The 22,148-nt window shown below is 58.5% G+C and carries 17 protein-coding genes; 9 read left to right on the top strand and 8 right to left on the bottom strand.

From position 1 onward, the window contains the following. The first annotated feature begins 34 nt into the window (after positions 1-34). Positions 35-394: a response regulator gene (locus ACYVAC_RS12710; RefSeq protein ID WP_461098062.1), complete on the top strand. Its 360-nt coding sequence runs from the start codon at positions 35-37 to the stop codon at positions 392-394. A 46-nt stretch (positions 395-440) separates the two neighbouring features. After that, positions 441-1,190 (top strand): DUF4184 family protein, encoded by a 750-nt coding sequence (locus tag ACYVAC_RS12705; RefSeq protein ID WP_461098061.1) that lies wholly within the window; start codon positions 441-443, stop codon positions 1,188-1,190. Here ACYVAC_RS12705 and ACYVAC_RS12700 read toward each other — a convergent pair. After that, the gene (locus ACYVAC_RS12700) at positions 1,165-1,503 is read right to left on the bottom strand and encodes an STAS domain-containing protein (RefSeq protein WP_461098060.1); all 339 of its coding nucleotides are present in this window, start codon (positions 1,501-1,503) and stop codon (positions 1,165-1,167) included. The genes ACYVAC_RS12705 and ACYVAC_RS12700 overlap by 26 nt on opposite strands. 40 nt (positions 1,504-1,543) lie before the next feature. On the opposite strand from ACYVAC_RS12700, the gene ACYVAC_RS12695 reads away from it, so the two are divergent. Next, positions 1,544-3,151 carry a tetratricopeptide repeat protein gene (locus tag ACYVAC_RS12695; protein ID WP_461098059.1) on the top strand — a complete coding sequence of 536 codons (1,608 nt, stop codon included), beginning with the start codon at positions 1,544-1,546 and terminating at the stop codon, positions 3,149-3,151. Positions 3,152-3,155: 4 nt separating this feature from the next. Here ACYVAC_RS12695 and ACYVAC_RS12690 read toward each other — a convergent pair whose 3' ends face one another. Then, positions 3,156-4,346, bottom strand: coding sequence for a glycosyltransferase (locus ACYVAC_RS12690; RefSeq protein ID WP_461098058.1), 1,191 nt, complete (start codon positions 4,344-4,346; stop codon positions 3,156-3,158). A gap of 106 nt (positions 4,347-4,452) precedes the next feature. Beyond that, positions 4,453-5,379, bottom strand: coding sequence for a glycosyltransferase (locus ACYVAC_RS12685; protein ID WP_461098057.1), 927 nt, complete (start codon positions 5,377-5,379; stop codon positions 4,453-4,455). A 223-nt stretch (positions 5,380-5,602) separates the two neighbouring features. Here ACYVAC_RS12685 and ACYVAC_RS12680 point away from each other — a divergent pair, with 223 nt between their 5' ends. From ACYVAC_RS12680 to ACYVAC_RS12670, 3 genes are all read left to right on the top strand, one after another. Beyond that, positions 5,603-6,958, top strand: coding sequence for a sigma-54-dependent transcriptional regulator (locus ACYVAC_RS12680; RefSeq protein ID WP_461098056.1), 1,356 nt, complete (start codon positions 5,603-5,605; stop codon positions 6,956-6,958). Positions 6,959-7,128: 170 nt separating this feature from the next. Next, positions 7,129-8,265: an FIST signal transduction protein gene (locus ACYVAC_RS12675; protein WP_461098055.1), complete on the top strand. Its 1,137-nt coding sequence runs from the start codon at positions 7,129-7,131 to the stop codon at positions 8,263-8,265. Continuing rightward, positions 8,255-11,758 (top strand): PAS domain S-box protein, encoded by a 3,504-nt coding sequence (locus tag ACYVAC_RS12670; RefSeq protein ID WP_461098054.1) that lies wholly within the window; start codon positions 8,255-8,257, stop codon positions 11,756-11,758. Before ACYVAC_RS12675 ends, ACYVAC_RS12670 begins: the two co-directional genes overlap by 11 nt. Here ACYVAC_RS12670 and ACYVAC_RS12665 read toward each other — a convergent pair. Then, positions 11,755-12,387, bottom strand: coding sequence for a pyridoxamine 5'-phosphate oxidase family protein (locus tag ACYVAC_RS12665; RefSeq protein WP_461098053.1), 633 nt, complete (start codon positions 12,385-12,387; stop codon positions 11,755-11,757). The two genes, ACYVAC_RS12670 and ACYVAC_RS12665, sit on opposite strands and share 4 nt — an antisense overlap. Positions 12,388-12,472: 85 nt before the next feature. On the opposite strand from ACYVAC_RS12665, the gene ACYVAC_RS12660 reads away from it, so the two are divergent. Beyond that, positions 12,473-13,939 (top strand): aminotransferase-like domain-containing protein, encoded by a 1,467-nt coding sequence (locus tag ACYVAC_RS12660; RefSeq protein ID WP_461098052.1) that lies wholly within the window; start codon positions 12,473-12,475, stop codon positions 13,937-13,939. Here ACYVAC_RS12660 and ACYVAC_RS12655 read toward each other — a convergent pair. From ACYVAC_RS12655 to ACYVAC_RS12645, 3 genes are all read right to left on the bottom strand, one after another. Then, the gene (locus ACYVAC_RS12655) at positions 13,936-14,799 is read right to left on the bottom strand and encodes an alpha/beta fold hydrolase (protein WP_461098051.1); all 864 of its coding nucleotides are present in this window, start codon (positions 14,797-14,799) and stop codon (positions 13,936-13,938) included. The two genes, ACYVAC_RS12660 and ACYVAC_RS12655, sit on opposite strands and share 4 nt — an antisense overlap. A gap of 34 nt (positions 14,800-14,833) precedes the next feature. Continuing rightward, complete coding sequence (locus ACYVAC_RS12650) at positions 14,834-15,676, bottom strand: bifunctional transcriptional activator/DNA repair enzyme AdaA (protein ID WP_461098050.1); 843 nt, start codon at positions 15,674-15,676, stop codon at positions 14,834-14,836. A gap of 148 nt (positions 15,677-15,824) precedes the next feature. Next, a complete protein-coding gene (locus ACYVAC_RS12645; RefSeq protein ID WP_461098049.1) occupies positions 15,825-17,324 on the bottom strand; it encodes a catalase in 1,500 nt (499 codons plus the stop codon). Positions 17,325-17,588: 264 nt separating this feature from the next. Here ACYVAC_RS12645 and ACYVAC_RS12640 point away from each other — a divergent pair, with 264 nt between their 5' ends. Further along, positions 17,589-17,906, top strand: coding sequence for a hypothetical protein (locus ACYVAC_RS12640; protein ID WP_461098048.1), 318 nt, complete (start codon positions 17,589-17,591; stop codon positions 17,904-17,906). A gap of 88 nt (positions 17,907-17,994) precedes the next feature. Here the strand turns inward: ACYVAC_RS12640 and ACYVAC_RS12635 are convergent, their stop codons facing one another. Continuing rightward, positions 17,995-20,604: a M1 family metallopeptidase gene (locus ACYVAC_RS12635; RefSeq protein WP_461098047.1), complete on the bottom strand. Its 2,610-nt coding sequence runs from the start codon at positions 20,602-20,604 to the stop codon at positions 17,995-17,997. A gap of 255 nt (positions 20,605-20,859) precedes the next feature. Here ACYVAC_RS12635 and ACYVAC_RS12630 point away from each other — a divergent pair, with 255 nt between their 5' ends. Beyond that, positions 20,860-22,116, top strand: coding sequence for an asparagine synthetase B (locus ACYVAC_RS12630; RefSeq protein WP_461098046.1), 1,257 nt, complete (start codon positions 20,860-20,862; stop codon positions 22,114-22,116). Positions 22,117-22,148 lie beyond the last annotated feature (32 nt).

Here is a 22,148-nt window from a genome sequence, read left to right as displayed (position 1 = left end):
CACAGCGAATGTCAGATCACAGTCTACAACCGCTATGCTAACCATCTTTATTGTTGATGATGACCCCTTTTGGACTGCCATGCTGGAGCAGCTACTGGACGACCTGGGTCATAAAACCATTCACACGTTCTCAAGCGGTCAGGACGGTATCGACCATCTGCATCTGAATCCGGATTTGATTTTTCTGGATTATCAGATGGAAGATATGGACGGCCTGACTGTGTTGCAACGGGTGAAGGCGCATAACGAAAACATCGGCGTCATTTTCTGCACCGCGCACGAAGACCTGCAGGTAGCGGTCGATGCGATCCGGTATGGCTCGTTCGATTACCTGCTGAAAGAAAATGCCACGCGCCGGGAGGTTGCCACCATCATCAGTAACGTCAGCGCGTAGCAGCCCGCGGTTCCGGCCCGGTTCCATACCGCACTAAAAAGTGCCAATGCCATTCACGTTCGCACATCCTGCGCTCGTCATCCCGCTTACTCGCTATACCCATCGGCTTTCGCTGACGGGCCTGGTGATGGGCAGTATGGCGCCCGACTTCGAGTTTATTATCCGCATGAAGGTGGCCGAGAATATCGGTCATACCTGGCCTGGATTCTGGCTGTTCGATATACCCGTGGCGGTGCTGCTGAGCCTTGTCTTTCATCGCTACGTGCGCAGCGCGCTGGTGCGGCACCTGCCCGGCTGGTACCGGGCCCGCTTCAACGCCCTGGCTCCGGTCGACTGGCTCACCTATGCCCGGCAGCACCCGCTGGCCGTGCTGGTATCGGTTGCGCTGGGGGTGCTGACGCATTTTTTCTGGGATGCCTTCACCCACTACGACGGCGCATTTGTGAAACAACTGCCTGGTCTGCAGGTCGATCAGTGTTTATTGGGCCAATGTTTGCCCGGGTTCCTGTGGATGCAGATCCTGAGCAGCGTGGTTGGCCTGGTTGTGGTGCAGTGGCTGATCGGGCAGTTGCCCGCCCGGCCAACACCAACACCGGCCACGGCCGTGGCTTACTGGCGGTCGCTGGTGCTGGTGGCGGGGCTGGTGCTGGCGGTTCGGGTGGTGGCTCAGCCTGCCTACAATACGGTCTGGAGCCTGTGCTTTGCCTGCATGGGCAGCGTGCTGTATGCCCTGCTGGTGGTGTCGGTCTGGCCCCGGAGCTGGCAGCCCGCTAGGCCGCCGGAACCCGGGCCGTAGCCACAAATTTGTCGAGGCCGGTTGTTTCGACCCAGGTTTCGACGGGCGAGCCTTTCTGGTAGAGAAAGACAAGTTTTTTGCCCGCCTTATCGAGGGTGTAATGGGCGTTGATGACTTCGTTGATGCCCGACAGGTCGGTTTCTGAAACGCCCTTGGCGTCGATATAAACCACGCCGTAGCCGTTTTCGATGCTTTGCGCCACCTCCTGCCGCAATTGTTGTACATCGGCGCCGGTCAGCGCCCCGGACAGGCTGATTCGGAAACAATCTGTTTTGTAGTCCAGAATCTGGAAAGATCCACTCGTAAGACTCATCGTTGACTGACAGTTTAGTTGTGTATTTACCGCTACGGCAATGACTAAGAACAGGATACTCATACTCTGTCTGCTGGCCGGTTTCGGGATGGTGCGCCGGGTTCAGGCGCAGGCGCTTGATGGGCAGCAGCGCGAAGCGCTTATCCAGCGGGCGGCCGCTTTTCGGAAGCAGGAGAACTATGGCATGGCCATACAGCAGCTCGATTCCATCCTGTCCAAAAATCCTGCCGATGCGGGCATTATTCTGTTTCGGGGCGATTTACAGTTGCAGAACCGCGAATTCAAGAAAGCCGTGGCCAGCTATCAGCAGCTCATCAAGCTCAACCACGAGCTGACCATTGCCCGCATCAACCTGTCGTACGCGCTGTTTATGGACCATCATCCGGCCAAAGCGCTGGTGTATGCGGCCGAGGCCTACGCCCGAAACTCATCGAACACCAACGCCACTGTCAATTACTTCAACGCCCTGCTCTGGAACAGCCGGACCACCGATGCCGCCCGCTTTCTGGCCACCGTCAGCAAAAACCTCAGCCCGGCGCAACGGCTCGTGCTGAACGCCCGACTTTATACCACCAGTGGCAATTATGCCAAAGGGCTGGCGAACTATGACAGTCTGGTGCGGGCATTCCCCGATAAAAACTACGTGCAGGAATACGCCGAAGTGCTGCTGGGTAAAAAAGAGATTGCCCGCTCGGAAACAATCATGAAAACCCACGATACGCTCTTTACAGCCAGCGAATACGGGGCGTTTGGGCAAAAGCTACGGGCAACCCGCATGCAGAACGCCGGGGCCGAATTTGTGCTGTTTAGCGATGTGGCCAAAAACACCCGGCTCGAGAGTTCGATCTGGTATCAGCAGGGCGAAGGGCGCCGGTTCCGGTTTCGGTACAGCGCCGGGGTGTCGACTATTACATCGGCCGAAAATACCCGCACCAGCGCCCAGTTTGGCCACATCACCGTCAACGAACGGTTCGGCCTGGCCTGGAGCGGTCAATCAGACGTGCACCTGCAGGTGATCAAGCCCGAAGGTAAAGACGCTTTCTCGGGTATAACCGGACGGCAGACGATTCAGTATCAGCCCAACGACCGCCGGATGATCGGGCTGGTGTATAATTCCGAAATCCTGAACTACACCGCCCGCCTGCTGGGCAGCAACGTCAGAAGTCATAACCTCGGCTACGTGACCCACATTCTGCTCTCGGGCCGGACGGGTATTTTTTCGCAGGGTAGCGCGGGTGTGCTGACCGACCAAAACCAGCGCTACCTGTTTTTCGGGTCGCTCTATCACCTGCTGCGTACCGAGCCGACGGTGAAGGTGGGGCTCAATTTTTCGGCCCTGCATTTCAGCAACCCGGCCATTACGGCTTATTTCTCGCCCGACCGGTATCTGAGCACCGAACTCTTTGCCGACTACAGCACGGCGCTGCCCCACCTGGCCCGGCATTACTTTCAGCTGCAGGCGGCCGGCGGAGCCCAGCAGATCGAACGGCTGGCCTGGGAGCCCGCCTTCCGGCTGCAGGCCGAGCTGGGGTACCGCTCCAATCACTTCGAAACGGGGCTGAAATACCAGACCAGCAACGTGGCTTCGTCGGCCGGCACCGGCTACAAATTCAACTGGTTTACGTACCGGCTGCTCTGGAAGTGGTAGGCCGCTAATGAACCAGCTCGCCGGTCTCGATCAGGGGCCGGATGTGCGACAGATACCACTGGGCCAGCTCGTTCATGGGTAAGCCACGGGCAGCCGCGTAGTTTTGATCTTCGATGCGCATCCGGCGCTCGGGGTCGGCCAGCAGTGAATTGACGGCGGCAACCAGACTTTCGGCGTTGTCGGTTTCGAAATAAGCCCCGCCGTAGCCTTCTTCATCGACCACCCGTTCCAGATCATCGATCCGGGGCAGAATACAGGCCCGGGCGTAACTGCCGGCCTGATGCAGAATACCTGAGCTGCCGGTGGTGGTGGTGTAGGGAAAAATGACAAACGTACTGTCGTGGAAAATGTGGGCCACCCGCTCTTCGGGCACGTAGCCCGTGAAGGTGATGTTGGGCATATCGGCATACTGCGCCCGAACGCGGTCGAGATAACCTTTCACGTTGGGGTTGTCGGTGCCGGCCACCGTGGCTCTGAACCGCAGCGTCGGGTGCTGCTTCTCCAGTATCCGGAGTGCGTCGAGCATCACTTCCACTTTTTTGTAGGTGCCGAATTTGCCGAAAGCCATTAGGTTGACTTCCGTGAGCGGATCGGGCAGGTGATGCCGTTCGGGCAGTTCGAAGTTGCCGTGGGGCAGCAGAATGATATTGCGGGCGTTGTACTTGTCTTTCAGAATATCGACGTACTGCGAGATGGTCACACCCACCAGATCGGCCTTCAGAATAAACGTGGTAAGCTGCTTGCCAATCCACCGGAACAGATCGCCTTTCCACTGGCTGTTGGCCATCCCGATGGTATCGAGCTTGACGGTTTCGACAATGTTGTGCAGGATAACGATCGATGGAATGCCGAGCTGTTTGCAGGCCCAGGGGGTCAGCAGCCCCAGAGCCGCCGGAATTTTACCCTCGCCGAAGGTCATAAACTGCAGGTTCAGGATCACCACATCGGGTTTGAGCTGCTGTAGCTGCTGCCGGATATGGATCAGGCTGAACCAGCTGTTGAACGTCCAGCACGGAATAAGGGTCAGACCATCCATGGCATACTGCCGGTAGCGACTGTTGTCGTCGAGGTGATTGGTCAGTACATAGATGGCGTCGATACCGGGTTTACCGACAAAACTTCGGATCAGGTGGTAGCCATACTCATTGAGTGTGACCTGGCTGGGTGGGTAGGGCGAAACAAACGCGATTTTCATAGGAATTTGGCTAGAGGAGGCTGGTGCCGGCGTGACGGAGCCAGACGGGGTTCAGCCGGCAACGGGTGCGGATTTTCGGTAAGATGCTGACGGCGAAGGCGGTTGTTCAGACGATGGTAGGCTGCTGCATATCCTGGCTCTGCTTGCTGCCTTCGGGGCCGCTGACGCCCACCAGCCAGCGACTCAGGTTGCCCAGAATCCGGCTGAGCCGGGGATGACTATTCTTGATGTCGAACACCGAATAACCCGATTTGGCGATGAACAAACCCGACGCGTGGTAATGCAGGTAAAGCCCAATGAGTTGTTTCGGAATCCGGATCGAGTGGCGCAGGGTCAGTCGGGAGTCGCCAACTTCGCTCCAGTGCATCAGCGGAAACTCCAGTACGCCCGTTTGCAGCGCCTTCTTCCCGAATTTGTTGCGCAGCCGCATGAAAATCTCCACGTCGAACAGCCAGGGCGTCATGAAGGGATCGCGAAACAAAAAGGGTACCAGGTGACGGTGGAAAATCTTGGCACCGCACTGGGTGTCCTGAAAGGAGACACCCAGAATCAACCGGATAATAAATCGAACCACGGCGCTAAGCAGCGAACGCTGATCATTGCGGTTGATATTGGCCCCCAGCCGCCTGATACGACTGCCGATGATCGAACCAAACTGCGGGTACAAATCGCGGTATTTGGCCATCTGCAGCCACTCCTCGGGGCGGGTGGCCAGATCGGCGTCCAGAAAACCGAGCAGATCGGTATTAAAGGAGTGTAGCACATACAGCATGCCCTGACGAACAGCCTCGGCTTTGCCTCCATTCTTTTTCATGGAATAAAGGCAGATGTTTCCGGGCGATTCGACCTGGATACCCCGCAGCACCGCCAGGGTTTTATCCTTGCTGCCGTCATTGACAAAGCACAGGAGCACGTCGGGATTTTTCCGGGCAAAATCGAGGAAATGGGCGAATGGGAAGCGATTTTCCTCATTGTAGCAGGGAACAATCATGGCATACCGGTGGCGGGGGGCGGTGGTTTCCAGGGCAGGCATGTCGACGTCTATGATAGGGAGAAGTTGATCCGGGGCCGTTGGTACCAACCGGAAATTTACTGATTGAATGATGGCTCAATTCTTGTGCCAATACTCCACAAAACCAGTAGCATGCTGGCACGGCAGATGCACTGGTTTACAGACTACCTGTGAGATGCGGACCTTCCTCGTCTTCTTAACCTGACCGGCCCTGAGGGCGCTACATTTACTGAAGTTATCGACTATGACTGACGCTGGAGTCTATTCTATTTTTATCGTCGAAGACGATCCGATGTATGGCGAGATTTTGGTGTATCACCTGAGTCATAATCCTGATTACCGGGTTACGCGTTTCGGCAACGGCCGCGACTGTCTCGACAAGCTGTATCTGCAACCCGACCTGATCATTCTCGACTTTTCGCTGCCCGACACGACCGGCGATAAACTCTACCAGCGCATTCGTGACAATAATCCGCTGTTGCCGGTGATTGTGGTCAGTTCCCAGGAAAACATTGCCGTTGCCGTTAACCTGCTCAAGGCAGGCGTGACTGATTACCTGGTTAAAGATGAAAACACGACCGAGCTGCTCTGGAACAGCATTATCCGGATCCGGGAAAATCAGCAGCTGAAAAAAGAGGTAGAAAACCTGCGCGAAGAGCTGGGGCAGCGCTTCTCCTTCGAAAAAACGCTTATCGGGCAGCATGAGTCGCTGCGTAAAGTGTTTGGCATGATGGAGAAGGCTACCAAAGTGCCCATCAACGTATCGATCTCCGGCGAAACCGGCACCGGTAAAGAAGTAGTGGCCAAAGCCATTCATTACAACAGCGATCGGCGCAAGAAAAACTTTGTGGCCATCAACATGGCCGCTATCCCCAAAGAGTTGATGGAGAGCGAGTTGTTTGGCCACGAGAAAGGCGCCTTTACAGGGGCTATGGCCCGCAAAGCCGGTAAGTTTGAGGAGGCAAACGGCGGTACCATCTTCCTCGATGAAGTAGCCGAAATCGACCTGAACATGCAGACCAAGCTGCTGCGGGTGTTGCAGGAGCGCGAAGTGGTACGGGTGGGCGGCAACGAAAAAATCAAACTCGATGTCCGCGTGATCGTGGCCACCCATAAGAATCTGGCCGAGGAGGTGCGGCAGAAAAACTTTCGCGAAGACCTTTATTTCCGGATTATCGGTCTGCCCATAACGTTGCCACCCCTGCGCGAGCGCGGCAACGATGTGCTTATTCTGGCGCGCTATTTTCTCGACGAATTTGCCCGCGAGAACAAGCTGGGCTCTCTGCTGCTCAGCAGCGATGCCCGCGAAAAACTGCTCCGCTACAGTTTCCCGGGCAACGTTCGGGAGCTTAAATCGGTGGTCGAACTGGCGGCCGTTATGTGTGAGAAACAGGAAGTCAGGGCCGACGATATTACGTTCAGCAACCTGAGCGACGACGGTATCAACACCGCCGAACACAAAACACTCCGGCAGCATACCTGCGATATCATTCGGTACTGGCTGCGCAAAACCAACGACGATGTAGGCGCCACCGCTCGCATTCTCGATATCGGTAAGAGTACCATTTACAAGATGATTCAGACGGGCGAGCTGGATTAGGATTCATTTCGATTCTCAAAAACGGACCTGTGTCTATTTTTGAGAATCGAAGTTGTTTTACAGGGTTTTAATTATCTGATAATGAAGTGTTTAGATTAGTGTTTGGCGTTGGTATGATTGTGTGGGGTCCGCTTGTTTAATCCGACTCATACTTTCGTACCCATACGCTCATGAATTCAGCTATTTCGCACTTTATCGACAACACCTGGTCTCCGCCCGCCGTGGGGCAAACGCTCGCGGCCGACGATGCGCAGCTGGTGCTCTGCTACGCAGCCAAGGCAATCCTGCAGCAACCCGACATATACGATCGGGTGCAGGCCCGCTACCCGAATGCTGCAATTGCTCTCTGCAGTACCGCTGGTGAGATTTATCAGGATATGGTTTTCGACGATACGCTGGTGGCCACGGCCATGGCTTTTTCGCATACCCGCCTGGCTACAGCATCGGTGAATATCAGTGCGTTTGAAACGAGTTATGACGCAGCCGAGCAACTGGCCCGTACACTGGCTGCCGACGACCTGGTGTATATCATGATTCTGTCGGATGGCAATCTGGTCAACGGCAGCGAACTGGTAAAAGGCTTCAAGGCGGGCGCCGGCAATGTGCTGGTTACCGGCGGGCTGGCGGGCGATGGGGCAAACTTCAAATCGACGCTGGTGGGTCTCAATGGTCCACCCGAAGAGGGCATGATCGTGGCCATCGGTTTTTATGGCAACCGACTGGTGGTTACCCACGGATCGAAAGGGGGCTGGGATGGCTTCGGCGTCGAAAAAACCATTACCCGATCCGACCGTAACGTACTCTATGAAATCGAAGGCGAAAACGCCCTCGAAATGTACAAGAAATACCTTGGACCCGATGCCGAGCATCTGCCCGGGTCGGCCCTGCTGTTTCCGCTGTCGGTTACCATTCCGGGTATCGACAGGCCCATTGTCCGGACTATTCTGTCAATTGATGAAGCTGCGCACAGCATGACCTTTGCCGGCGACGTGCCCGAAGGATCGACCGTGCGGTTTATGAAAGCCGATTTTGATAAATTGACGGCGGCAGCCGCTATGGCGGCCGGGCAAACCATCGGCAACCGCGAACAGAAGCCCGATCTGGCTATTTTGGTCAGCTGCGTGGGGCGTAAACTGATCTATGGCCCGCGAATTGATGCCGAAATAGAAGCGGTCTGCGATACACTTGGTAGTAACGTACCCATCGCTGGCTTTTACTCGTACGGTGAGATTTCTCCTTTCGGCGAAGGGGGTAGTTGTCACCTGCATAACCAGACTATGACGATTACGGCATTTTATGAGTTATAACAAGCTTCTATCCAAGCAGATCGCTCGTTACCTGCCCGAAGATATTCGGCAAAGTCCAGCAGTTGCCCGGTTCCTGACCATCGTCGATGAGTCGTACAAAGCCCTTGAGCGCGACCGCGACCTGGCCATCCGGGCCTTTACGATCAGCGAGGAAGAACATACGCAGCTTAACAAACGCCTGACGCATGAGATCGAGGTCAAAAAGATGTCGGTCGAAAAATTAAAGGAAGCCATTGCGACTATTTCGGGCATCGAATCGACAATAGACAGTGACGACCTGCTGGGCATTGCCCGGTTGCTGACCCAGCAGGTCAACGAGCGCAAAAGCGCCGAACAGGTATTTACCTCGCTTATCACCAACATGCAGAGTGGTGTGCTGCTCGAAAACGAACGGCGCCACATTGTGTACACCAATCAGGTTTTCTGCGACCTGTTTGGTATCCCCGTCGCTCCCGACCACCTGCAGGGCCTCGACTGTAGCAACACGGCCGAAGAAATCAAGGGTTTGTTCAGGCATCCCGACGTCTTTGTGAGCGACATTGCCCGCATACTGCGCGAGAAAAAGCTGGTGACGGGGGAGGTTATCGAAATGGCCAACGGCACCGTGCTGCAGCGCGATTACATCCCGATCTATATCGACGAAGGGTACCGGGGCCATTTGTGGAGTTATACCGATATCACCGAGCGCAAACGCAGTCAGGATGCCATTGAGCAAAGCGAACTGAAAAATCGCCTGATTATGAATGGTGCCCTCGACGCCATCATAACCATCGATCTGGCCGGTCATATTACCTTCTGGAACCCCCAGGCCGAAAAAGTATTTGGTTGGGAGGCTCAGGCCGTGCTCGGGCAGCCGCTCTCCGATATCATTATTCCGCCCGAACACCGCCGGCACCACGACGAGGGCATGAAACGCTACGTCGAAAACCGGCACGGGCCCGTACTGAACAAACAGATGGAGTTGCCAGCCATCAACCGGGCCGGCGACACCTTCCCGATCGAACTCTATATTATTCCGATCCGGCAGGGTGACGACGAATCGTTCTGCGCTTTTATTCGCGATATCTCGCAGCGTAAAAAAAACGAAGCGGAACTCGAACGGCTGTCGATGGTTGCCAGTGCCAACCAGAACGGAATCACGTTTGTCGGGCTCGACGGCAATGTGTTCTGGGTCAATGAAGGGTTTATGAAACTGACGGGCCACACCCGCGAAGAAATAATCGGGCGTACGCCGATCGAGATCTGCCGCGGTCCCTTTACCGACCGCAACAGTCTGCGTATAATGACCGATGCCTTTGGTCAGGGAAAGCCGTTCGATGTGGAAACGATCAATTACAAGAAAGACGGCAGCTGGTTCTGGGGCCGAACCCGGGCACAACCCGTTCGGGACGATCAGGGCAAGCTAACGTATTACTTTTCGATGACCGAAGATATCTCGGCCGACAAAGTGGTGCAGCGTACGCTCAAAGAATACGAAGAGCGCCTGCGCATGGCGCTTACCAACGTAGGCGACAACTATTGGGAGCATGACTTCCGAACGGGCAAAACCTATTTCTCCAATCCGGGCAACAGTCTGCTGGGTTTCAACACCCAGGAGTTCGCCAACGTGGCCAATCTGTGGTGGAGTCGGGTTTATCCGGGCGACGTAAAAATTCTGCAGGATAACGACCGTAACTATAAATCGGGGCTGATTAGTCACCATAATCAGGAGTACCGCATGATCCACAAGGATGGATCAATTCACTGGGTACTTGATCGGGGGGTGGTTACTGAGCGCGATAACGCAGGCAAGCCATTGAAAATCATCGGTACACACATCGACATCACGCGTCAGAAGGAGCTGGAACTCGAACTGACACTGGCCAAGGAAGCCGCCGAAGCGTCGACTAAGGCCAAAGAGCTGTTTCTGGCCAACATGAGCCACGAAATCCGGACGCCCATGAACGCGATCGTGGGTATGTCGAATCAGCTGGCCAAAACGGCGCTCGATCCGGAGCAGACCTTCTTCCTCAACACCATTCAGTCGGCCACGGAGAATCTGCTGATCATCATCAACGATATTCTCGATCTGTCGAAGATTGAGGCTGGTAAGCTCACGTTCGAAAAAATCGGCTTCGAACCCCGGCTTATGATCGGGCGCGCCATGCAGGTGATGATGCACAAGGCCGAAGAGAAAGGGCTTTCCTTTACCAACTCGTTCTGCGACGAACGGCTGTGGCCGGTGCTGATCGGCGACCCCTACCGGCTGAACCAGATTCTGCTCAACCTGATTTCCAACGCCATCAAGTTTACCGAAAAGGGCAGCGTCGACATTCAGTGCCGCATTGTGTCGCAGGATGAAAACCAGCAGACAATGGAAATCGCCGTGGCCGATACGGGTATTGGCATGGAAGAGTCGTTTACGAAAAACCTGTTCCAGAAATTTCGGCAGGAAGATGAGTCGGTAACGCGCAAATTCGGTGGTACGGGACTGGGTCTCAGTATCTGTAAGCAACTGGTCGAACTGATGGGGGGCAGCCTGCAGGTGCAGAGCCGCAAGGGCGTAGGTACTACGTTCTCGTTTATCATTTCCTTCCGCAAGGGAACGACCGAGAACTTGCCAAGCCGTCAGGAAGAAAACACCGACACCAGTCTGCTGCGGGGCAAACGCGTTCTGGTGGCCGACGACAACGAGATGAACCGGCTGGTGGCGTCGACCATTCTGCGGCACTACGAAGTGATTATCGAAGAAGCGCAGAACGGCCTGGAAGCCATCGAGAAGCTGAAAGAGCAGCCCGTCGATCTGGTGCTGATGGATGTGCAGATGCCGGTTATGGATGGGGTAGAGGCCACGCGTGAAATTCGTACGAGCATCGGCCCCGATCTGCCCATCATTGCCCTGACGGCTTTTGCCATCAAGGGCGATAGCGAGAAGTTCACCAGTTCGGGCATGAACGATTACCTGTCGAAACCCTTCGACGAAAATCAGCTGCTGGCGGTAGTGGCCAAATGGCTGCCCAAGACGAAGACCGACGCACCGGCCGACGATGCTGCACCCGCCGACAGCATGACGCCGGCAATCGGGTTGCCGGCGCCGGCTGTTGCCGAACCGACCCGGCCGGAACCGGTGGCAGTCGGAGACGCTCCCGCCGTGCTGCCGCCCCAACCCACCGCCGAACCCCTCTTCGACCTGACCAAGCTGGAGCAAATTGCCCGGGGCAACGCCGGCTTTATCAACAAAATGGTCGATCTGTTTATCGAACATGGACCCATGTCGGTGCAGGAGATCCGGTCGGCCTACGCCAATAACAACCTCGAGATGGTGCAGAAAATCGCCCATCGGCTCAAGCCGTCCGTAGACAGTCTGGGAATCAACCGGCTGAAAGACGAAATCCGCGAACTGGAAAAGCAGGCCGTAGCCTACCAGCAGTCGCCCCGGCTTGAGCAGCTCATCGACTACGTTGACGATATGGTCGGGCAGGTGGTCAGTGCGCTGAAAAAGCGCACCGCCTAGCGCTTCGCCACCAGATAGTCGGGCAGCGGAAGGGCCTCGTCGCCCGGGCGGGCAACCGGAGCCATCCGGTGGGTTTCGAGCGGAATCACGCCCGACCAGGTGGGCAGGTGTTCGTCGGCCGGATCGTCGCTGGGACCACCCGTGCGCAGTTTGGCCGATGCTTCGTTGAGCGAAAAGGCCAGCACCGTGGTTTTACGCAGTTCGCTCGTCGTAGTGGGGCGCAGATCGGTCCAGCGGCCCGGTATCAGATGATCGGTTATCAGGGCCAGCGCGTGGAGCTGCTCGGCCTCGTCGGTCACGGGCTCGGCGCTGGCAAACACAACCACCGACCGGTAGTTAACCGAGTGGTGGAAGGCCGATTTGGCCAGCACGAGCCCATCGACCAGCATCACCGAAATGCAGACAGGGCCACCCGCTGCGATCTGGCGGATGAAATGGCTCCCCACCGATCCGTGGATATACAGCTTGTTCTGGTGCCGGGCAAACGCGGTCGGGATAGCCATTGGCTGCCCGTCGGCCACGTAGCTTACGGTACAGAACAGGGCATCGTCGAGAATAGCATAGATAGTGGCCGGGTCATAGTCGGCACGTTTGGCCAGCCGGCTGGGCGTAGTGCGTGGTGTTTGCATCGATCAGTTGCGTTTGATACCCCAAACGTCGTGCTTTGCCGGACTAGTCAGATCGACCAGTTTTCAGAAAACCACTAGTCCGGTTATGGCCTTTCCCACCACCCTGCTCACCATCGACCGGGCGTCGGCTACCCCCGTCTTTCTCCAGTTAAGCGATCAGCTGGCCCGGCACATTCAGGCGGGTACGCTGGTGGCGGGGCAGCGCCTGCCCGGCAGCCGTCAGCTGGCCGCTCAGCTCGGGCTGCACCGGCAAACGGTGGTGGCGGCCTACGAAGAGGGACTGGCGCAGGGGTGGCTCATGAGCCGGGCAGGCAGTGGTACCTTTGTGGCCGGGCCCATTGACCGGCATCGGCCGCAGGGGTTGGGCCCGATGCTGCCAGGGTCGGATCCCGCCCGGCAGCCCGGTTATGCCCTCACCACCCGGCCCCACCTGACCCGACCCGTGCTGAGCAGTCCGGGCGGACTACGTCTCGACGATGGTTTTCCGGATGTGAGGCTGGCGCCGGTCGATGCGCTGAGCCGGGCCTACCGCAGTTACTTTCGGTGGGGCAATCCGCAGCATCACTTTGGCTACGGCGATACCAAAGGGCATCCGCTGCTGCGCGAGCAACTGGCCCGGCATCTCAACGAAACGCGGGGCCTGCGCGCTACCGCCGAACAGGTGCTGATTACCCGGGGCAGCATTATGGGTATGCATCTGAGTTGTCAGGTGCTGCTGCGTCCCGGCGATGTGGTGGTAGTGGGCGATACGCACTGGGCCGGCGCCACCATGAATGCCCGCCAGGCCGGTGCCACGGTTGTGTCGATTCCTGTCGATCAGCACGGCCTCGATGTAGCTGCGCTGGCGGAGTACTGCGCGCATAGCCCCGTTCGGCTCGTGTGCGTAACCCCCCACCATCATTACCCGACCACCGTAACGCTGCGGCCCGATCGCCGGCTGCAACTCCTGCAACTGGCCGAGCAGTACGGCTTTGCCATTCTGGAAGACGATTACGACTACGATTTTCATTACCTGAGTCGCCCCATTCTGCCCCTGGCCAGTGCCGACCGGGCCGGCATGGTTGTCTACGTCGGATCGCTGACCAAGTCGATTGCACCCGCCTTTCGGATCGGGTATGTGGTGGGCCCTGCCGACCTGATTGACGAACTGGCCCGGCTTCGGCGCATCATCGACCGGCAGGGCGACCCGATGCTGGAGTTTGCCGTGGCGCAGCTGCTCAAATCCGGCGATCTGGCCCGCCATTTTCGCAAGGCCCTGCGCACCTATGCTGCCCGGCGCGATCAGTTCTGTACACTGCTCGGCGCGGCCCTGCCGTCGGTCGTCGAGTTTCAGAAACCAGCCGGTGGGCTGGCGGTCTGGGCCATGTTCGATCCGGCCCTCGATATGGAAGCTCTGGCCGAACGGGCCGGGCGGGCGGGCCTTTTCATGGCGTCGGGCATCGGGCACAACCCACCGGGGCAACGGCTCAACGGCACCCGGCTGGGGTTTGCCTCGAGCAATGAAGCCGAACTGGAGCAGGCTGTGGCGATCCTGCGCCGAAGTGTGGGTTAGCCAGCCAGGATCAGGGCCGTAACGCGCTCGGGCTCTTCGTGCTGAACCCAGTGTGTAGCCGTTTCGAGCCATACCAGCCGACCCTGTTCGCAGTAGTCGATGCTGGGCTGGGCCATATCGCGCAGCAAAAAGGCATCGCGGGCGCCCCAGATCAGCAGGGTAGGCACCCGAATCCGGCCACTGGCAGGGCGGGTGGGTGGCCGCTGGACGGCCGCCCGGTACCAGCCAATCATGCTCCGGAGCGAACCCGACCAGGCTTGCTGGTAAGCGGTCAGATCCGTTCGGGCAAAGGTGCCCGGCCGACTGCTCCAGCGCAATAGTTGCACCAGGGGCCGGCACCGCCCCCGTTCCAGCAACCACTCGGGAAGCCGGGGCAGCTGAAAGAACGCGATGTACCAGCTCCGCAGCATCTGGGCGGGGCGGGTGCTGGCAAATCGCCCGAATACGTAGGGGTGAGGTACGTTGAGCACAACCAGCCGCTCGATACGATCGGGCCGAGTGAGGGCCAGCCACCACGCCACGGCCGCTCCCCAGTCGTGACCGACTACCACCGCCCGTTGCCGGCCGGCTGCCTCGAGGAGACCCAGCACATCGGCTGCGAGTTGATCTATGCGGTACGGTTCGATACCGGCGGGTTTGTCGCTCCGGTTATACCCCCGCCCATCAGGTACCCAGACCCGGTAGCCCGCGTCGGCCAGCGGCCCGATCTGCCGGTGCCAGCCGTACCAGAAATCCGGAAAGCCGTGGAGCAGTACCAGTAGCGGACCATCCGTCGGGCCAGCCTGAACCACGTGCAGGCGCACCGAGCCGAGCATGGGGTCGTTTACATAAACGTCGTGGTGTTCGAGGGGGTAAGCCATAGGTGTTGTGATCCGATTAGGCGGTGGGTGTGGATCAGTGCCGGGCCGCTTCCCAGCCCAGCAGCGCCTGCTTGCGGACGACGCCCCAGCGGTAGCCGCCAACGAGGCCCGTTTTGCGAATAACCCGGTGACAGGGAATCAGGTAGCCGACCGGATTGTGGCCCAGCGCCGTACCTACGGCCCGCACGGCTCCGGGTTGGCCGATGGCCGTGGCAAGCTGATCGTAACTGGCCAGCCGGCCTTCCGGAATGCGAAGCAGGGCTTCCCACACGGCCAGCTGAAACGCCGATCCGCGCAGCAGTACCGACAGGGGCTGACGAACACCGTCGACCAGTCGATCGACCGGAAAAATCTGGTCGGCAATCGGCTGCCCGGCTGCCGGATCGTGCCGAAGCGTGGCGTTGGGCCAGGCCCGCTGTACGATAACCGGATCGGGGTCGTCATCGGGCATTCGGAAATGCAGCAGGGCCACACTCCCCCCGATCAGGCCCAGCAGGTAGGGGCCGAACGGACTGTCGTATGTGCCATACTGCAGCACCATGCCCGCGCCGGCCTGCCGGTACTGGCCGGGTGTCATGCCCTCCATCCGGACGAACAGATCGTGCAGCCGCCCCGTACCCGACAGACCGGCATCGTAGGCGACATCGGCCAGCGGGGCGCCCGTCCGTAGCTGCTGCCGGGCGTAGTCGAGGGTAAGGTACTGACTGAATTTTTTGGGACTGATACCAGCCCACTCGGTGAATAAACGCTGAAAATGAAATTCGCTCAGATTGGCCTGCCGGGCCACCTGAGCCAGCGTCGGCCGCTCCCGGTACGTGGTGGCCAGGTAGTCGATGGCCTGAGCCATCTGCTGGTAGGTATGCGCGCTGCTTGTCATGCTTGTACGGGTTGAAATCGGCACAAAGTTCGATCGACAGGGCTGGTCGTGAAACCCGATTCTTGCGAAGATAGGACCCCGGCAACCAAACAAAAGCGCCGAACCCACGGGTCCGGCGCTTTGTATAGAGTAGCCCGCTGCGGCTGGCTCAGGCAAAATGAGACATGGCGTTCTGCATGGCGGCCATGTTCAGGCCGAGCCCCTGCGCAACGCCCATGCCGAGCGATACATCGGCGCGGAACCAGTGGCACAGCTGGCGGTAGATGATATCTTCACGCCTGGGCCCTTCGATCCCGTTCATCGAATGCACGATGTTTTTGACCAGGTTACGCTTCTGCTCGGGACTCATCAGCCGGAACAGGTTTCCCGGCTGGGTGTAGTGATCGTTTTCGCCTTCCGCATTCCGGTCGAACCAGCCCGCCAGCGAGTCTTCCAATTCCCAGCCCGGCTGGGCATAGGCCGGATCGGGCCGGATGTTATCGAAGCTGTTGGGGAAGTAGTTGGGGTTGCGCCCGCCGTTGCCATCGACCCGCATTTGCCCGTCGCGCTGGTAGTTACTGACCGCAAAAGGACAGCGGTTGACGGGAATCTGCTCATAGTTGGCGCCCAGCCGGTAGCGCTGCGCATCGGGATACGACAGCAGCCGGCCCTGCAGCATCTTGTCGGGCGAATAGCTGATGCCATCGACAATGTGCGCCGGCGCGAAAGCCGCCTGCTCCACATCCTGAAAATAGTTGTCGGGGTTGCGGTTCAACTCAATCACCCCTACGTCGATCAGGGGGAAGTCGGCATGGGGCCATACCTTGGTCAGATCGAAGGGATTCCATTTGTAGGTTTTGGCCTGTTCGTCGGTCATCACCTGAATCTTCATGGCCCACTGCGGGAAGTCGCCCTTGTCGATTGCTTTCAGCAGATCGGCCTGCGCGTAGTCGGGGTTATGACCGCGCATGGCGCCCGCTTCTTCGTCGGTGAAGTTTTTGATGCCCTGCAGGGTCTTGAAGTGGAATTTCACCCAGACCCGCTCGTTGTTGGCATTGATCATCGAAAACGTATGCGACCCGTAACCGTTCATGTGCCGGTAGCCATCGGGCGTACCCCGGTCCGACATCAGAATCATAACCTGGTGCAGCGACTCCGGATTAAGGCACCAGTAGTCCCACTGCATCGTGGCCGACTTCATGTTGGTGTAGGGGTCGCGTTTCTGGGTATGAATAAAGTCGCTGAATTTCTTGGGGTCTTTCACAAAGAACACGGGGGTGTTGTTGCCCACCAGATCCCAGTTGCCGTCTTCGGTATAGAATTTCAGGGCAAAGCCGCGGGGGTCGCGTTCGGTATCGGCCGAGCCTTTCTCGCCCCCCACGGTTGAGAAGCGCAGAAAAAGCGGGGTTTGCTTGCCTACCTCGCTGAACAGTTTGGCACGGGTGTACTGAGTGATGTCGTTGGTTACCGTCAGCGTACCGAAAGCCCCCGATCCTTTGGCGTGAACAACCCGTTCCGGAATCCGCTCCCGGTTGAAGTGGGCCATCTTCTCATGCAGAATATAATCCTGCAGCAGCAGCGGACCGCGGGGGCCAACCGACTGCGAGTTTTCGTTCTCGAAGTACGGGGCTCCGGAGGCCGTCGTTAATTTCTGGGGTTGATTTTCCATATAGGTACTGAATTCAGAGCTGAGTGATGATGCTGTAGGGGCACGGTTTTGCCTGTCGGCCAGTTTGCAAGATTACCGGAAAATGGCTTATAGATCAAATTGATTTAATCGATAAGGCTATAGTTATTGGTGATGAGTCGGCTGGTGCTTGTCACCAGTGATTGGCCATGGAATGCGTTAGGGCGTTCGCCAACCGCTGTCCGGTAAAACCTTTATCTGCTGCCGTGGTTAATACAGTAGTCATTTACGGGAAACCAATTAATCATGGATAAACTACAGAAGTTTGAGCTGATGAACAAGATTGTTCGTGAGCTTGAAGATTTGCAAAACAGCCAGACCGCACTGATCGAGAAAATCGGCAAAATTGAGGTCGATAACATGAACGGTCTGAACGATTCGTTTCTGGAGAAAAACCTGGGCGAGATGCACGGCAAAGTAGCCGAAAACGTCGATGCCGTTACGAACATTTTCACCCACTTCGAACAGCAGCGCGACGAGTATGCCGAGAAGAACCGGTCTGCCATTGAAGCGCTGGAAGCACAGGCTGCTATCGAAGCCGCTGCCGCGGGTAACAACGAATAAACGTCAGTGCCACGAAACGGGCGCTGAACAGGCCGCCGACCCACGGGTCGGCGGCTTTTTTTATGGAATAAACCGGGCCGGCTGGCTGCTAGTGTCGGGTGCCATAGAGCAGGCGGCTGGCCCGGATGGGGCCATCGGCAGCCTGTAACAGTTTGGCTTTCAGGCGGGCGTTGTATTCGGGCCGGTCGGCCAGGAATTTCCGCACCAGCGCAACCACCTCGGGGGTCTGATATGTCGAGAGTGTTGCCCGCAGCCAGGACTCAGGAAAGAAAATGTCGCCGGTCTGCTGGATGGTTTCGAGCAGATCGAGACTTTTAGGCAGGTAGCGCACCGACGTTTCAGCGCGGAGAGGATGGTGCAGATAGCCCAGCGCAGCTGTCACCCAGGCTTCGTGTTCGCGGTTAGCCTCGGTGGCCAGCGAAGCAAAAAAAGCGTCGCGGTCGGCCACGTTGCCCGAGAGCGCTGGCATCATAAACTGCAGGCGTTGCCGGCGATCGGTATTTTTGATGCGGGCGAGCTGCCGGTTCAGCAGGCTATCGGCCGGATAGTCGCGTACGGCCAGGGCCAGCGCCAGCGCTGTGTAGTCGTCTTCGGTAAGGGTAACGCCCGGGGGCGGCTGCTGGGTGTTCCAGATGGTATAGAGCCGTTGCTGAGCCTCGGCGCTGTAGGCGACGGACTGGTACAGCCGAAACAGCACTTTTCGGCTGCCGGGTGTTTTGGCCTGTTCCATGGCCTGCCAGGCCGTCTGGGCCAGGGCCGACGCCAGGGCGGGCCGGGTATCGGGCCGGGTCAGATTCCAGACAATGTCCGACAGTTGCCCGCTCAGCAGCCGCAGATTCAATTCGTCGGGTTCGGTGAGCAGCAGGGGCTGCAGCGCACCGGCCAGCCGTGTGGGGCGCACGCCCGCATCGGCCAGCATCGTTTCGTACAGGTTGATGTAGGCAGCCGCCCGCATAACCGGGCTGGACAGGCGCTGGAGGGCCGTCAGCATGGGCGGATCGATGGCAAAGCGGCCGTAGCCCTGTCCGTCGGCATTGAGCACCACACCCTGCGGCAGGGGCTTGCCCGCAGCTTCGGGCACCGTGGTGCTGGCCCCCGTCAGGCTGACCGGCAGGGTCTCGACCCGGTCGGCATAGACCAGCGCCACCGTGAAGGTCTGAGGCCATACCCGGTCGGAACCATCCTCGCCCCGCTGCGCTACCGTGAGCTGCCCGATCCGGCCTTGCCGGGGGGTAAGCTGAAACTGGACAACGGGGCGCCCCGTCTGCTCGACCCACACCCGGTTCCAGGCCAGCAGATCGGTTGGCGTGCGGGCGTCGAGCAGCGTAATCAGATCGGCCCAGGTGGCATTACCGAACGCATAGGTGCGGATGTAATCGCGCAGGCCGTCGCGCAGGTTGTCGGGGCCCATCAGCGTTTCGAGCTGGCGCATCATAATGGGTGCTTTGTGGTAGATGATGCCGCCGTAGAGCGAGCCGGCCTCCTGCAAATTGGCCAGCGGCTGGCCAATGGGGTTAGCGCCTTCGGTGCGGTCGACAGCGTAGGCGGCCGGTACGTGATCGATCACAAACTTCAGGTCGTTGTTGACTTCGGGCATAACCCGGGCCGTAATCTTATCGGCCATGAAGTTGGCAAACACTTCTTTCAGCCACACATCGTTGAACCACCGCATCGTGACCAGGTCGCCAAACCACATGTGGGCTGTTTCGTGGGCAATGACCGAGGCCCGGGCCAGCACCTGATCGCGGGTGGCCCCGTTGTCGAGAAACAGGGCCGATGCTTTATAATCGATGGCGCCTACGTGTTCCATGCCGCCGTACTGAAAATCGGGAATGGCCGCCACGTCGAATTTGGCGAAGGGGTAGGGGCGCTGGGTGTACTCCTCCATAAACCGGAGCGATCGGGCGTGGAGCGAAAACACCGAGTCGAGGCTGAGCCGCAGTTTTACGGGATCCGTTTCGCGGTGCAGCAGCGTCATAGCCCGGCCACCCGCCGTTTGCCGAACCGCCGTGAACCGACCCGCTACAAACGAAAACAGGTAGGTCGGGATGCGTTCAGACGCGGCAAAGCGGAGCGTTTTGCGCTCATCGGCCCGGGTTGAGTCGAGCAGAGGGGCATTGCCCAGGGCCTGCCAGTCGGCCGGCAGGCTCAGCGTGAGTTGCACCGACGCTTTCAGGTCGGGCTGATCGAAGCAGGGAAACACGGTGCGGGCGCGGTCGGGCACCAGCAGTGTGTAGAGGTAGTCGTCGTTGCGGTTGAGCGACAGGTCGCCGGCCGTAAACCGGATGTCGATCTGGTTGCGTCCGGCCCGGAGCAGGTCGGGCGCAATGTGCAGGTGTTCGTTGCGGAATACGATCGGGCTTGTTTTCCCGTTGACCGTCACCGACTGCAGATGGTCGGGCTGCTCCTTGAAATCGAGCAGCAATGGTAACCGCGACTGGGTCCAGACAAACTGCAGCTGTTCGGTAGCCGCAATGGGCTGTTGCTTCGTATCCGGGATGGCAAACGAGAGCGCATAGGTCAGCTCGCTGACCTGCTGCCGGCGCTGCTGCGCCAGTCGTTCGGGTACGCCCGGCTGGTCCAGGTCGGCCGGCGTAGTGCGTCCGGCGCCGGTTGGGGGGGCGGAGGGCGTTGTCAGGCGCGAACAACTGCCCAGCAGCAACAACAGGCTAAACAGGTGACCGAAACGAATCAGCATGGGGGCGGCAGGGTGAGGGTGCAGTCGGCAAGATACACACCACCGGGCGTAACAGGAGGGCCGGCGCTGCCCTTATAGCCGATTTCGTCCGGCCGGGCAACAATTGATAAACCCCGCTGCCCAAACGCTGGCTTTTACCGACTGGAATAGGTATCTTTCGTACGAAGGCAGTCGGCTGATAGTCAGCCGGCTGCCTGCCCCGCCCGCCGTCCTGCGCTGAAGTCGTTTCTTCCGCCGATTCTCGTTTCGTATCCGATGAATTACTACGTACTGCTGTTGTTGCTGGGCGGGTCGCTGCTGGCCCGTGCCGGGTCGATTCTGATTCCGATGGACGAGCGGCAAACCAACCACCTCAAGGCCTACGGTATTGCCTATGGTGTGCTCAAAGCCGATCAGGATGTCGACTGGCTGCTCAACTACCGGGGCGGCAGCTTTCTGGTGAAACAGACAGCTGCTGTCGAAACCGAATGCCGGGTGCGGGGCGTATCGTTCGAGCCGCTCTCCGACAGCCGGGCAGCCGCGCTGCGCCAGCAACTTGCCGACCCGGATCTGAATATGAACGTGGTAACGCTGCAGAAGGCGGCCAAGATCATTGTTTATTCGCCCATCAAGGTCAGCCCGTCGGAGTTCGAGAATACCGATGCCGTGCTGCTAGTACTGACCTATGCCGAGATACCGTATGAGGTTGTGTACGACGAAGAAATACTGAAGGGCGACCTGCCCAAATACGACTGGCTGCACCTGCACCACGAAGACTTTACGGGGCAGTTTGGCCGCAACCTGCACCGCCAGACCCTGGCCGATATCCGGGCGCAGGAAGACATTGCCCGCAAATACGGGTTTGCCAAAGTGTCGCAGATGAAACTGGCCGTGGCCAAGGCCATCAAGGGGTTCTGCGCGGGCGGTGGCTATCTGTTTGCCATGTGCTCGGGCGCCGAAACGCTCGACATCGCCCTGGCTGCCGAGGGAGTCGATATTGTGGGTAGTGCCTACGACGGCGATGGAGTCGACGCGGGAGCGCAGCAGAAACTCGATTTTGGCAAGTGCCTGGCCTTCGAGAACTTTACCCTCGATGGCGACAATGGCTACCGGGGTTTTTCCTCCTTTTCCGATATCAACTCGGCTGGTCTGCGGGGTTACGACAGCCCCGGGGGCTTTTTCGAGCTGTTCAATTTTTCGGCCAAGTGGGATGTTATTCCGGCCATGCTGACGCAGAACCACGAGTCGATCATCAAGGAGTTTTTCGGGCAGACGACTGCTTTCCGCAAAACGGCCGTCAAGCCCAGTACGCTCGTGATGGGCGAAAGCAAAAGCTCCGACCGCTACATCTATGGGGAAGTGGGAAAAGGGCAGTGGACATTCTACGGCGGGCACGATCCCGAGGGGATCCGGGGGGGCGGTGGTTTCCGAACCCCAACCGATCTGAACCTGCACCCGCACTCGCCGGGCTATCGGCTTATCCTCAATAATGTACTCTTCCCGTCGGCCCGCAAAAAAAAGCGTAAGACGTAGTCAGGCTGCTCAGGCATGCTCCGAAAGCCGGC

This window comes from Spirosoma luteolum (genome assembly GCF_054778875.1).
The sequence above is the reverse complement of the archived record's forward strand: the minus strand, read 5'-3'. Positions and strand labels throughout refer to the sequence as shown.

What these genes read in the sequence shown, in the direction of transcription:
- ACYVAC_RS12665 (WP_461098053.1), bottom strand. Translation starts at nt 12,387, where the DNA reads ATGCAAACACCACGCACTACGCCCAGCCGGCTGGCCAAACGTGCCGAC.
- ACYVAC_RS12675 (WP_461098055.1), top strand. Translation starts at nt 7,129, where the DNA reads ATGAATTCAGCTATTTCGCACTTTATCGACAACACCTGGTCTCCGCCC.
- ACYVAC_RS12680 (WP_461098056.1), top strand. Translation starts at nt 5,603, where the DNA reads ATGACTGACGCTGGAGTCTATTCTATTTTTATCGTCGAAGACGATCCG.
- ACYVAC_RS12660 (WP_461098052.1), top strand. Translation starts at nt 12,473, where the DNA reads ATGGCCTTTCCCACCACCCTGCTCACCATCGACCGGGCGTCGGCTACC.
- ACYVAC_RS12705 (WP_461098061.1), top strand. Translation starts at nt 441, where the DNA reads ATGCCATTCACGTTCGCACATCCTGCGCTCGTCATCCCGCTTACTCGC.
- ACYVAC_RS12695 (WP_461098059.1), top strand. Translation starts at nt 1,544, where the DNA reads ATGACTAAGAACAGGATACTCATACTCTGTCTGCTGGCCGGTTTCGGG.
- ACYVAC_RS12635 (WP_461098047.1), bottom strand. Translation starts at nt 20,604, where the DNA reads ATGCTGATTCGTTTCGGTCACCTGTTTAGCCTGTTGTTGCTGCTGGGC.
- ACYVAC_RS12630 (WP_461098046.1), top strand. Translation starts at nt 20,860, where the DNA reads ATGAATTACTACGTACTGCTGTTGTTGCTGGGCGGGTCGCTGCTGGCC.
- ACYVAC_RS12645 (WP_461098049.1), bottom strand. Translation starts at nt 17,324, where the DNA reads ATGGAAAATCAACCCCAGAAATTAACGACGGCCTCCGGAGCCCCGTAC.
- ACYVAC_RS12650 (WP_461098050.1), bottom strand. Translation starts at nt 15,676, where the DNA reads ATGACAAGCAGCGCGCATACCTACCAGCAGATGGCTCAGGCCATCGAC.
- ACYVAC_RS12690 (WP_461098058.1), bottom strand. Translation starts at nt 4,346, where the DNA reads ATGAAAATCGCGTTTGTTTCGCCCTACCCACCCAGCCAGGTCACACTC.
- ACYVAC_RS12700 (WP_461098060.1), bottom strand. Translation starts at nt 1,503, where the DNA reads ATGAGTCTTACGAGTGGATCTTTCCAGATTCTGGACTACAAAACAGAT.
- ACYVAC_RS12710 (WP_461098062.1), top strand. Translation starts at nt 35, where the DNA reads ATGCTAACCATCTTTATTGTTGATGATGACCCCTTTTGGACTGCCATG.
- ACYVAC_RS12670 (WP_461098054.1), top strand. Translation starts at nt 8,255, where the DNA reads ATGAGTTATAACAAGCTTCTATCCAAGCAGATCGCTCGTTACCTGCCC.
- ACYVAC_RS12640 (WP_461098048.1), top strand. Translation starts at nt 17,589, where the DNA reads ATGGATAAACTACAGAAGTTTGAGCTGATGAACAAGATTGTTCGTGAG.
- ACYVAC_RS12685 (WP_461098057.1), bottom strand. Translation starts at nt 5,379, where the DNA reads ATGCCTGCCCTGGAAACCACCGCCCCCCGCCACCGGTATGCCATGATT.
- ACYVAC_RS12655 (WP_461098051.1), bottom strand. Translation starts at nt 14,799, where the DNA reads ATGGCTTACCCCCTCGAACACCACGACGTTTATGTAAACGACCCCATG.